Source organism: Pedomonas sp. (assembly GCF_036515995.1).
GTDB lineage: Bacteria > Pseudomonadota > Alphaproteobacteria > Sphingomonadales > Sphingomonadaceae > Pedomonas.
This window is the reverse complement of the sequence record NZ_DATBUP010000021.1, coordinates 1-11,372: the sequence shown is the minus strand read 5'-3', so window position 1 is coordinate 11,372 and position 11,372 is coordinate 1. Positions and strand designations below refer to the sequence as shown.

The following is an 11,372-nucleotide window of genomic DNA, read 5'->3' as shown; positions in this document are numbered from 1 at the left end:
CTGTCCGGTGATGTAGTTTGCGCGATTGGAGGTCAGGAAAACCGCGGCCTGACCGATGTCCTCCGCCTTGCCCCAGCGCTTGATCGGCAGCAGCTTCTTGACCTCGCGCTCCCAGTTCTCGTCGAAGTAGCCTTCCTCCTGGCCGACCTTGAACTGGCCCGCATCGATCACGCCGACGAGGATCGAGTTGGCCCGGATCTCATGCACGCCTTCTTCCTTGGCGATGTCCTTGATGAGCGCCTCATTGCCGCCAAAAACAATGACGGCGCCTTCCGGAAAATCATTGCTCATGGTCTGCCATCCTCCCTCTAGAGACTGATTATGCAACCCCGGTGATTGCCGCGGGTCTGTTATGGTTCAGCAGATGCACGCCGACACGCCCCGTTCCGCCACATCGAGGAAGGACCTGCGCTGCCAGCGGCCGCTGTTGTGCCCTAAAGCTCACCAACGTCAGCGCCTGAAATACATCTATTTGGAGGATGTCACCCAGACAACTCCGACATCCCATAGGCATCCGGTCACAAACGGCCATGGCGCGACAGATGCCGCGCCATGACTTTTACCTGCCACAAGCTGTCAGATGAACGTGTCGTTGTTTTCCTCGCCCAGCAGCACGGCGCCATAGTTGCGGCTGTACTTGTCCGGATTGTTTGCCACATGCGTGCGGCCGGTATGTATATCGAGGAAAGTGCGCGCAATCGGCCCGCTTCGATAAACGCCCTGAGCGCCACAGCTGTAGAACATCTCGGTGATCATCCTGGCACAGCGGTCGACGGTGTTGCCCGCCTGTGCGCGGAACAGCAGCCTTTCCTCAAGATCCGGCCCCTTGCCCGCAATCGCCAGATCCATCATTCGCGCCAGATTGCGCCGCAGGACCAGCTTGCATTCGTCCACTGTTACCGTCGCATCGGCCGTGATGCGCTGCACGGCAGGCTGGAGCGCCGTCCGGCTCATATCGTTGCTGCTGACGCGCCGCGATGCGTATGCCCGGAAGGCATCGATCGCTCCTTCAAGCGCGCCTATGGAAGACGACGACACGGCCCGTACGAAGATCTGCCCGAAGGGGAGCCGGTATATCGGATTGGTGTTGACCTTGAGACCAGGGCTGCTGCCTTCGGCTCCATCGCGTGAATGATGAACCCGGTATTCCGGCACGAAGGCATCGATCACTTCTACATCATGACTGCCGGTGCCGCGCAGGCCAACGGTGTCCCAAACCGGGTGGATAACCGCATCGCTCTTGGGCACCAAGAACGTGACTGGCAATGGCGCGCCGCCCGCTGGCGGGGGCAACAGACCGCCAAGGAAAATCCAGTCGCAGTGGTCGACGCCGCTGGAGAAGCCCCATCGTCCGGAGATGCGATAACCGCCCGCCACCGGCGTCACCTTGGCCTTGGGCATGTAGGAGGAGGAGATCAGCACGTTGCTGTCGCTGCCCCACACGTCCTCCTGCGCCCGCAGGTCGAAGAGGGCGAGCTGCCAGTTGTGGACTGCAATGACGCCGTAAATCCATGCAGTGGACATGCAGCCGCGCGCCAGCTCCATCTGGACGTCGAAGAAGACCTGCGGGTCCATTTCGTACCCACCGAAGCGCTTGGGCTGCAGCACGCGAAACAGCCCCGCCTGCCTCATCTCCGCCACGGTCTCATAGGGCACTCGGCAGTCAGCCTCGGCCTGTTCGGCACGAGCGACAAGCGCGGGCCGCAACCTTGATGCCGCGCGAACCAGATCATCTGCCGTTGGCATCAACGTTTTCACGGTCGCAGTCATAATCCTCTCCTCTCGCCCTTGATCAGAAGCCAAGGCTGAAATCGTGGCCCCACAGGCTCACGCTGGTGCTCTCAAAAACACTGTGGTCGTCCCAGTTGATGAGCCGGCCGCCGTAGCCGAGTTCGATGGAGAACCCCCCGGGCGTGGCACAGTAGAAGGAGATCACGCCGTCGTTGGTGTGCCGCCCCAGCGTTGCCGTCAGCTTGCCGCCTTCATTCGCCAACCGGTCCATGGCCATGCCGACCTCATCGATACTTCCGTACTCCAGCATCATGTGGACGCAGCCTGACGCCACCGCGCCTTCGAACAGCGCAAGGCTGTGATGGCGCGGGTTGCCACAATGCATAAAGTGAATGCGCCGAGCCGGGCCCTCGCGTCCTGCCGGACGGTGGATCATCAGGTCCGCCAGCCCAAGACCCATCACGTCCGTAAAGAACGCCTGGACCTCGTCGAAATTCGGCGCCGGCAGGACCACATGCCCCATGCCCAGCGGCCCTGTGACAAACTCGCGGACGCCGACCGGGGAGACGAAGCGGGCAAAATCGCTGCGGTAACCCCAGCCTAGTTCATGCCGGTTCCCGGCGGGATCGCAGAAGCGGGCAAGCCTCATGAACCCACGCGCATGGGCCTGCGCGCCTTCCACCAGTTCCACTGCAACACCGGCGCGCGCAAATTCTGAAAGGGCGCCCTCGAATGCCTTCGCATCGGCGACTTCCCAGCCTGTCACGGCATACCGGTCACAAGCGCCCGGATCGACGAAGATACGGCCCAGCCGCTCATCTGCCTTCAGCGCCAGGTGTCCGCCGCCGAGATTGACCGCCTGGAGACCGACGACACGCTCTCCAAAGGCTGCCCACGCCTCCGGCGCGGCTGACTCGGCGACAACATAGGCAAGAGCCCTGATTTGCATGAACACCCTCCGCTTCATTTCGCATCCAGAGTGCCAAATCTGTCGGCAGATTCATTGATCGAGATCAATGCTGTGCTTGTTTGCGTACTGTAATTTCACTTTTGCTACGCGACATGATGAGACGCGGCGACCTGAGCGAACAATGGCGGAAGGCAGAGAGACATGGCGACGACATCGGATTACGGACTGGGCGCCCACACGTTTCCACGCGGATGGTTCATGATCGGCGAGTCCGTGACACTGGGCTCAACGCCGCAGGCCATCCGGTTTTTCGGCCGCGACCTTGTCATTTACCGCGGCAAAAGCGGTCGGGTCATTCTGCTGGATGCCTATTGCCCGCACATGGGCACGCACCTTGCGAAGAATACCACCAGCTGGGTTGTACGGGATGGCCGCCACGTAGAGGGGGATTCCATTCGCTGCCCGTACCATGCGTGGCGCTTTGGTCCGGATGGCAAGGCTGATGACATTCCCTACCACAAGGGTCCGGTGCCCAAGGCCGCCTGTGTCCGGTCCTGGAAGGTAGAGGAGCGCGCCGGCTGCATCTTCGTCTGGCATGATCCGGAGAACGGCCAGCCGGATTACCCGCTGCCTGACTTTGCAGAGTGGAACGATCCGTCATGGGTGCGCTGGAAGATCGACCATCTTGGCACCCTGCCATGTCACCCCCAGGAGATCATCGACAACATTGCTGACATGCAGCATCTCTCGCCGATCCACGGGTCGCGCGTCGATTATTTTGAGAACGAGTTCGACAACCATATTGCAGTACAGCGGCAAGGCGGCGGGCACCGCACTCTGGTACACGGGGGCAAAGGCTTCCATACCGATACGTGGTACACCGGCCCCGGCATCCTGCTGAGCCGTCTGAGCGGGGATTTCGAGACCCTCATGATGATCTGCCATACACCCGTTGATGACGGCGTGACGCAGGCGTGGCATGCCCTGATGGTCCGCTCTGCGAACACTCCGCCTGCCGAGCGCGACGTCGTCATGGCACGGGCCTATCAAGCTCAAGCCCTCGCCTCGTTCGCACAGGATTTCGAGGTTTGGCAGAACAAGGCACCTGCCCTCAACATACTGAAACTGTCGAGCGACGGCCCCTTCGACAAGGCCCGCACCTGGTATCGCCAGTTCTATAGTCCTCGCGCAGAGGCCTCACGGTTCCAGGATCGGGTGCGCGGCATCCATACCATCCCCGGCATTCCAGGGGTGACAAAGCAAACAGCAGCCGAGTAGTCCCTGTTCAGCAATGTGTCGTCTGAACCGCCGCTCTGCTGGAGCAACGGTTCAGACGATTTAACGGTCATTCACAGGTGCCGTGACGCTCGCGCCGCATCCAGCACATTTCGGATCGCCAGTGCCAACTCACGGCGGCGATAGGGCTTCGGAAGAAGATCTGAATTAGGCAGTCTCTCTGCGGAACGGTCGGCGACGGGGCTGTCATAACCTGTGGTGAAAAGGATCGGCAGGTCGGGCCTCAACCGCCGCGCCTGCTGGGCCAGATCGTACCCTGAGATCCCGCCAGGCATCACGATGTCCGTGAACATAAGGTCAATCGGAAGCCCTCTTTCAATCAGTGTCAGAGCCTCGGCGGCATTGACCGCTTCCAGCACATTATATCCGAGCTTCTGGAGATGCAGGCCCGCCATCGCGCGGACGCCGTCATTGTCCTCGACCAGCAGGATGGTTTCACTGCCGCCCGCTGCCTCGTGACCCTTTTCCTCGCCGCCAGCCGCCTCTGGCTTCTCACCAGCCTTCGGCAGATAAAGGCCGACCGTCGTGCCATGCCCTGGAGCGCTATCGATGACGACATGCCCGCCGGACTGCTTGATAAAGCCATAGACCATCGGCAGGCCCAGGCCCGTGCCCCGCCCTTGCTCCTTGGTGGTGAAGAACGGCTCGAATACCCTGGCCAGTACTTCGGGCTCCATACCGTGCCCGGTATCCGTCACGGCAAGCATGACATAGTCGCCCGGCTCTGCATCGATGAGGCGTTCCGCTGCCTGCTGATCCAGGCTGACGTTGGCAGTCCTGAGGGTGATGAGGCCACCTCCCCGCATGGCATCGCGAGCGTTGAGAGCCAGATTTACGATGGCATCGTCCACCTGGCTGGCGTCAACTTTGGTCAGCCATAAATCCGGACTGAGCACGAGTTCTATCTGGACATTCTCACCCAGCGTCCGGCTAAGCAACGCAACAACGCCGGGCAACCGCTCGTTCAGATTTATGATGCTTGGCTCCAGGCGATGCTTGCGGGCGAAAACCATAAGGCGCCGCACAAGATCGCCCCCGCGCTCGGACGCATCGATGACTTTGTCCGTCAGGCCAACAAGATATGGATCGGAGATATTATCGCGCAGCAGTTCCGCATATCCCAAGATAATTGCCAGGAGGTTGTTAAAATCATGAGCAATTCCTCCGGTCAATTGGCCGACCGCATCCATGCGGTGCATCTTCTGGACTTTCTGCTCTAGAGCCCGCTGTTCGGTCAGATCTCGGACAATTCCCAGGATGTACTGGAGCTCACCTTCGTCCGTGCGAAGCGCAAATTTGCGCATCTCAAGCAGGCGGGGACCGCTGGCCGCCTCAAACGCTTGTTCAGCAGTCAAACTGGGCAGCCGCTCCTGCTCAAGGATACGGTCCTGGTCCCTGTATTGCGCCGCCACCTCAGGCGGAAATATTTCCTCATCTGTATGTCCGAGAAATGCATCTGCAGACCGGCCCGTCAGCCGCTCAAGGGCACGATTGATGAGAATATAGCGCCCCCCTTCCTGATAATCTTTCAGAAAGACGCCATCGGGAGTCCCCTCAACGACGGCTTGAAAAAGTTCCTTGGACTGCCGGAGCACGGCCTCTGAGCGAACCATGTCCGTAATATCGTAGATCAGCCCTTCCAAGAACAGTGGGTGCCCCTGCTCGTCATAGATCGCCTCTCCCCGATCACGGACCCAGCGGATCTCACCCGACCGGTGGAACAGTCGGTAGCTGAGTGAAAAGGCGCGCCCCTGGACAATGGCCGCCTCCGTCTCCCGCGTTATCGCTTCAAGATCATCCGGATGAACCAGAGACGCCCACCTCCGGCCGCCCTGCTCAAACTCCGCTGTGCTGTACCCGGTTAATTGTTCCACCCCTTTGCTGACGAACTGGATCCGCCAAGGAAGTGCCGCATCGGCACGGTAGGCAATACCCTGGAGGTTGTTGATCAGCGTGTTGAGCTGGCGCCGGCTCTCGAGGAGGCGCAACTCCGCCTTCTTGCGATCGGTCACGTCACGAATGAAACCGCCCGGCACCGTACCTGATCCGCCGGGGTCCGGTAGAATAGACCCGAGGCAGCGCAGCCAGCGGACGCCCCCCTCGGGGCAATTGATACGAAAATCAAGGGCCTGATATCCATCATGGTGCGACAGCGACTGGAAGAAATCTTCGACCACAGCGCGATCCTGCGGCAAAATTCTTTGCAACAGGGCGTCAAGAGTGGATGGCGGCGCCAATCCCAGGACCTGCTCCGCAGTCTTGTCCCAGATAATGCAGCCGGTGCCAGCCTCTAGCTTCCACACACCAACCACTGCGCCACGCAAGGCCGCTGAAACAAAGTTTGCTGAAAAGGCACCTTCTTGCATCATACTGCACGCATGCTCGTTTGCTTGCGATCAGGTGAACAGCGAAGGTGGCAGGCAATGAGCAAACCGTTGCCTGCTACATTGGGCCGATTGCACCCACCATCCCGCTGAAACGCACGAAGGTCCGGTAAGTCACCGGTCCCGGTCCAGGTTGCTGCACGGCCAGACATAAGCTGGCTTGGCCCTCGGCTTAAAGGGTGCAGCGCATTCGTAATAACCAGGGGGTCACCTTATTGGTCGGGCGCTCAAACACGAGCCGGAACAATTCAGTAAACTTAATGGTTAGGTTTTCATAACAGATCACAAACTGAGCGAGATATCCCCGCGCATGGAAACCGTGTCCTCTGCTGATTTCCGCAACAAAGTGGTTGTGATTACAGGTGCTTCGGCTGGCGTCGGCAGGGCCACAGCGCTCGCCTTTGCACGTCAGGGCGCCAAGCTCGGCCTGATCGCGCGGGACGAGGCTGCCCTGGCTGATACCAAAGCCGAGATCGAGGCATTAGGCACCAAGGCCGCTGTTTTCCCGCTCGATGTTGCGAATGCCGAGGCCGTCCTGGCTGCCGCACAGCGATGCGAAGACATGCTCGGCCCCATCGATGTGTGGGTGAACAATGCGATGGCAACGGTATTCGCTGCCGTAACGGACCTGACACCGGAGGAGGTCCGTCGCGTTACCGAGGTGACGTATCTGGGCTATGTGCATGGAACTATGGCGGCCCTGCGCCATATGCGGGGGCCGAACGGCGGCGCGATCGTGCAGGTCGGCTCGTCCCTTGCCTATCGTGGCATCCCGCTTCAGTCTGCCTATTGCGGAGCCAAGCATGCCATTCGAGGCTTCACGGATTCCCTGAGAACGGAATTGATCCACACGGGCAGCCCCGTGCGGATTACGGCGGTCCATTTGCCTGCAGTCAATACGCCCCAGTTCGACTGGGCCAGGACGCGTCAAGGCAAGCTGCCCCGTCCGGTGGCGCCGGTCTACACGCCGGAGGTGGCCGCGCGGGCGATCCTGCATGCGGCGCGCAACCCGGCACGGGAATATTGGCTGGGCAAGATGACGCCCGTGGTCATTCTTGCCAATATGCTGGCGCCAGGCGTGCTGGACCGCTACCTCGCCGCCAACACGATCGCCGGGCAGGAACGCAGCGAGCCGGTGGGCACCAACCGGGCCGACAACCTGTTCGCCCCTGTGGAGGGTGTCCACAGAAAGGACGGGGCTTTCTCCGATGAGGCCCGTCCGCAGGCCCTTCTGGTGCAAGGGCCGCTTGTTCGCATCGGCGCCCTGCTCGGCGCCTGTTTCCTCGCGGGTCTTGGCGGGGCAATTGCCGCGTCCCGCCTGAAATCACGGCATCGCAGGCTTGAATGACGCTGTCTGCCCCCAAGCATAAGCACATCCATGCCACCATCTGCCGGAGCTGCTGCCGATGACCATTGGACACCGCATCTGGGCTATCGCCGAAGGCCACATCCCGTCCGAGGGACTGGAAGACTACGCCCTGCTCTCTCACGAAACCGCCTGCATCCTGAATACGGGAGACGAGGCTGCCGATATCCACATCACCCTCTATTTTGCCGACAAGGATCCGGTCGGTCCCTACCATGTCAGGGTTCCTGCGCGGCGCACTTTGCATCTTCGGTTCAACGAACTGGAAGATCCGGAACCGGTGCCGCGTGATACGGACTTTGCAGTGGTACTAGAGGCCAGCGTGCCGGTGGTCGTGCAGCATACCCGCCTGGATTCGCGCCACCCCAACGTGGCGCTCATGACGACGATGGCGTTCGCCTCCGGCTGATATTTCTTCTGATTCGGAAGTTTACGGACGGCTCGAACAGGACTGGAGATCCTCGGCGAATGTCACGATCCATCGGCGACTATGCCTTGATTGGCGACTGTGAGACCGCCGCGCTTGTGTCGCGAGACGGTTCTATCGACTGGCTGTGCTGGCCCCGCTTCGATTCCGGAGCCTGTTTTGCTGCGCTTCTGGGAGACAAGGAACACGGCTGCTTCAGAATTGCACCCGATGAAGAGATCGTCCGGACGGAGCGCCGGTATTGCGGGGATACGCTCATTCTCCAGACCGATTTCGAGACACGCAGCGGCGCCGTCTCGCTCGTCGATTTCATGCCGATCCGGGAGGACCGGCGGTTCTCCGAGCTGGTACGGCTGGTCATCGGCCGCCGCGGACAGGTTCGTATGCGCATGGACCTTGTATTCCGGTTCGATTACGGCCGGGTTGTGCCTTGGGTGACAAAATTCGGCAACGGTGTGCTGCGCGCCGTCGCCGGGCCTCACGCCGTGCTGGTGACATCTGCCGTGCCGACACGCGGAGAGGACTATTCAACCGTTGCCGAATTTACCGTATCTGAAGGGCAGCGCCTTCCCTTCACCCTGGCCTACGAGGCCGCCCACCTGCCGCCGCCAACCTGTTGTGATCCGGAGAAGGCGCTTAAGGACACAAAAGCCTTCTGGGCGGACTGGTCGGCTGAATGCCGGTACCAGGGCACCGCCAGAGACGCGGTCATGCGCTCGCTCATTACCGTCAAGGCCCTGACCTATGCGCCCACCGGCGGCATCGTCGCTGCGCCGACAACGTCTCTGCCCGAAGTGTTCGGCGGACAGCGAAACTGGGACTACCGCTTCTGCTGGCTGCGCGATGCGACCTTTACGCTCCTCTCGCTCATCAATGCCGGGTATCGGAAAGAGGCCGAGGCCTGGTGCGACTGGCTCCTGCGCGCCGTTGCCGGGTCCGCATCGCAGGTACAGCCGCTCTATGGCATTGGCGGCGAGCATCGTAACAACGAAATGGAGCTGGACTGGCTGCCCGGCTACAAGAACTCAAGACCCGTCCGCACAGGCAATGCCGCCTATTCCCAGCTGCAGCTGGACGTTTTTGGCAGCATCATGGATGCGCTCCATGAGGCCCGGGAATTTGGTCTTGATCTGCACGAGGCCTCAGCCGGATTGCAGACCGAGCTCATGAAGCATCTGGCACAGGTCTGGCACGAGCCGGACGAAGGCATCTGGGAGGTGCGGGGCGGGCGGCGGCACTTCGTCCACACCAAGCTGATGTGCTGGGTTGCGTTCGACCGGGCGATCAAGTCCGCCGAGAAGTTCGGGCTGAAAGGGCCGGTCCAGCAGTGGAAGCGCCTGCGCGCAGACATTCATGCCGAAATTCTTGAAAGGGGCTTCAATGCCAAGCGTGGAGCCTTCGTCCAGAGCTATGGCGACGACACTCTTGATGCCGCCGTCCTGTTGATGCCGCTCGTCGGCTTTCTACCGCCGGACGACCCCAGGATTGTCTCTACGATTCAAGTGATCGAGCGCGAGCTGTCGAGGGACGGCCTGATCCTGCGCTACGATACGTCCGAATCCGACGATGGCCTGGGTGAAAGCAGCGCTGCCTTCCTGGCATGCAGCTTCTGGCTGGCGGACAACATGATCCTGCAAGGGCGCATGGCAGACGCCCAGAAGCTGTTCGACAGGCTGCTTTCGCTTCGCAACGACGTGGGGCTTCTGTCTGAACAATACGATTTCAAGCGGAAAACGCTGGTCGGCAACTTCCCGCAGGCATTCTCCCACTTCGCGCTGATCGACACCGCCATGAACCTCTCCGGTGCCCGCGGATCTGCCCGGGAAGCATCAAACACGAAAGAACAACAGCAGAGAGAAGTCCCTGAATCTCAGGCGGCCTTGGGCCTGGACGAGATATGAGCCGTCCGTCAAACAGGCAGCTCCCTCTTATGGCCATAATATTCTTTGATCGGCCAGCCGCCCTCTCCAGGTGAGCGCAAAACGCATACAGCCAGGCTCCGCCATGCGGAAAAAGACAGCGGCGATCTACCTGATGTGCAGACCGCCGCTCTTGAGTTTGGGTGTGGCCGCGCCTGCCCGTGGCATAAGCCGCACCCGATGGGGTAAGTCTCTACAAACAAGTTTGCTAAAAACGCACCGCAACCGGAACAGTACAGTTAAACCGTGGGTGTATCAGAACTTCTTGGCGATGCTGAACCCGAAGATGCGCGGGTCGAGCGTGAACACGTTGGTGGTGAGGCCGGTATCGTCGCTGTTGACGAAGGTGTCGGTGATCGGCGCGTTGTTGAACACGTTCTTCACATACGCCTGCACGCTTAGGCCCCAGGGCGAGTGCATGTAGGTGGCCGAGAGATTAACGTTGTCCCACGCCTTCAGCCGGTCGAACGCGGTGTTGTAGATGCGTGCGTAGCTCTTGGCCTGCCAGTAATAGTCGGCGCGGAAGGTCAGCTCCCAGTCATCACTCTCGGAGTAGAAGGTGTACTGCGCGCCGACGTTGACGGTCCAGCGCGGGGCGTTGGGCAGTTCATTGCCGTTCAGGTCGGCATAGAAGCCGCGCCCGCCGTTGGGTGCGCCGCTGCCGCCATTGGCGATATCCAGGCCAACGGTATCCGGATTGTAGTCCGCGAAAGGATCGTAGGTGAAGCCATACAGCAGATGGAGCGGAATCCCGGCGGTTTTTTCCGGATCATAGCTGCCAACGCGGTCTGCCCCAGGGCACAGCCCCGAGAGCGCCCGCACGCCGAGATCGGCGATAGGAATGCCGTTCAGCACTTTTTCGACGAAGGCGCGCGGTGCGATACAGTTGGAGGGCACCTGAAGCCAGGGGCGCACCACCATCCAGTCGTCATCGCCCTGGGTGCGGTTCATCACGTCGATCGACTTCGAGCCCTTCTTCAGCCGCGTCTTGAGATAGCCGAGGTTGCCGTCCAGACGGAAGGCGCGGGTTGGCCGCCAGGCCGCCTCCAGCTCCAGGCCCCAGTTGATGGCATCGAAGTTCTCGTTGTACGAGATGCGATCAACGATCTGGGAGACCTGATAGTCCTTGTAATCATAGAGGAAGGCGTTGGCATTCAGCGTCAAGCGGCCGCCGTTGAAGCTGTTCTTGGTGCCGATTTCGATGGAATTGACAAATTCCGGTTTGAACGTCTGCGGCAGATACTGATACTGCACCACATCCGTATTGAAGTCGACGCGCGGCGGGTTGACGCCGCCGCCCTTGTAGCCGCGCGCAAGCGACAGGTAAACGAGGGTGTCG

General features: G+C 60.7%; 9 protein-coding genes. 4 read left to right on the top strand and 5 right to left on the bottom strand.

The window, feature by feature from the left end; all coding sequences use genetic code 11:
* The 3 genes from VIG90_RS01935 to VIG90_RS01925 all read right to left on the bottom strand — a co-directional run.
* On the bottom strand, positions 1 to 291 hold a 291-nt coding region (locus VIG90_RS01935; protein WP_331591741.1), incomplete at its 3' end, for an SDR family oxidoreductase.
* A 285-nt stretch (positions 292 to 576) separates the two neighbouring features.
* Complete coding sequence (locus tag VIG90_RS01930; protein ID WP_331591740.1) at positions 577 to 1,770, bottom strand: acyl-CoA dehydrogenase family protein; 1,194 nt, start codon at positions 1,768 to 1,770, stop codon at positions 577 to 579.
* A 22-nt stretch (positions 1,771 to 1,792) separates the two neighbouring features.
* Complete coding sequence (locus VIG90_RS01925) at positions 1,793 to 2,680, bottom strand: VOC family protein (protein WP_331591739.1); 888 nt, start codon at positions 2,678 to 2,680, stop codon at positions 1,793 to 1,795.
* Between the two features lie 162 nt (positions 2,681 to 2,842).
* Here VIG90_RS01925 and VIG90_RS01920 point away from each other — a divergent pair, with 162 nt between their 5' ends.
* Positions 2,843 to 3,919 carry a Rieske 2Fe-2S domain-containing protein gene (locus tag VIG90_RS01920; protein WP_331591738.1) on the top strand — a complete coding sequence of 359 codons (1,077 nt, stop codon included), beginning with the start codon at positions 2,843 to 2,845 and terminating at the stop codon, positions 3,917 to 3,919.
* A gap of 71 nt (positions 3,920 to 3,990) precedes the next feature.
* On the opposite strand, the gene VIG90_RS01915 is transcribed toward VIG90_RS01920, so the two are convergent.
* Positions 3,991 to 6,306, bottom strand: coding sequence for a PAS domain-containing protein (locus VIG90_RS01915; RefSeq protein WP_331591737.1), 2,316 nt, complete (start codon positions 6,304 to 6,306; stop codon positions 3,991 to 3,993).
* Positions 6,307 to 6,631: 325 nt separating this feature from the next.
* Between VIG90_RS01915 and VIG90_RS01910 the strand changes: the two genes are divergently transcribed.
* The 3 genes from VIG90_RS01910 to VIG90_RS01900 are packed head-to-tail and all read left to right on the top strand — an operon-like array spanning position 6,632 to position 10,015.
* Positions 6,632 to 7,669: an SDR family oxidoreductase gene (locus tag VIG90_RS01910; RefSeq protein ID WP_331591735.1), complete on the top strand. Its 1,038-nt coding sequence runs from the start codon at positions 6,632 to 6,634 to the stop codon at positions 7,667 to 7,669.
* Positions 7,670 to 7,727: 58 nt separating this feature from the next.
* Positions 7,728 to 8,096: a sensory rhodopsin transducer gene (locus tag VIG90_RS01905; protein ID WP_331591734.1), complete on the top strand. Its 369-nt coding sequence runs from the start codon at positions 7,728 to 7,730 to the stop codon at positions 8,094 to 8,096.
* 59 nt (positions 8,097 to 8,155) lie between these two features.
* Entirely contained in the window at positions 8,156 to 10,015 is a 1,860-nt protein-coding gene (locus VIG90_RS01900; protein WP_331591733.1) for a glycoside hydrolase family 15 protein, read from the top strand.
* A 273-nt stretch (positions 10,016 to 10,288) separates the two neighbouring features.
* Here the strand turns inward: VIG90_RS01900 and VIG90_RS01895 are convergent.
* The coding region (locus VIG90_RS01895; RefSeq protein ID WP_331591732.1) for a TonB-dependent receptor domain-containing protein at positions 10,289 to 11,372 on the bottom strand (1,084 nt) is incomplete at its 5' end.

Bases quoted from the DNA above. Each gene is read 5' to 3' on its own strand.
- VIG90_RS01925 (WP_331591739.1), bottom strand. From the start codon at position 2,680: ATGCAAATCAGGGCTCTTGCCTATGTTGTCGCCGAGTCAGCCGCGCCG.
- VIG90_RS01915 (WP_331591737.1), bottom strand. From the start codon at position 6,306: ATGATGCAAGAAGGTGCCTTTTCAGCAAACTTTGTTTCAGCGGCCTTG.
- VIG90_RS01900 (WP_331591733.1), top strand. From the start codon at position 8,156: ATGTCACGATCCATCGGCGACTATGCCTTGATTGGCGACTGTGAGACC.
- VIG90_RS01905 (WP_331591734.1), top strand. From the start codon at position 7,728: ATGACCATTGGACACCGCATCTGGGCTATCGCCGAAGGCCACATCCCG.
- VIG90_RS01910 (WP_331591735.1), top strand. From the start codon at position 6,632: ATGGAAACCGTGTCCTCTGCTGATTTCCGCAACAAAGTGGTTGTGATT.
- VIG90_RS01920 (WP_331591738.1), top strand. From the start codon at position 2,843: ATGGCGACGACATCGGATTACGGACTGGGCGCCCACACGTTTCCACGC.
- VIG90_RS01930 (WP_331591740.1), bottom strand. From the start codon at position 1,770: ATGACTGCGACCGTGAAAACGTTGATGCCAACGGCAGATGATCTGGTT.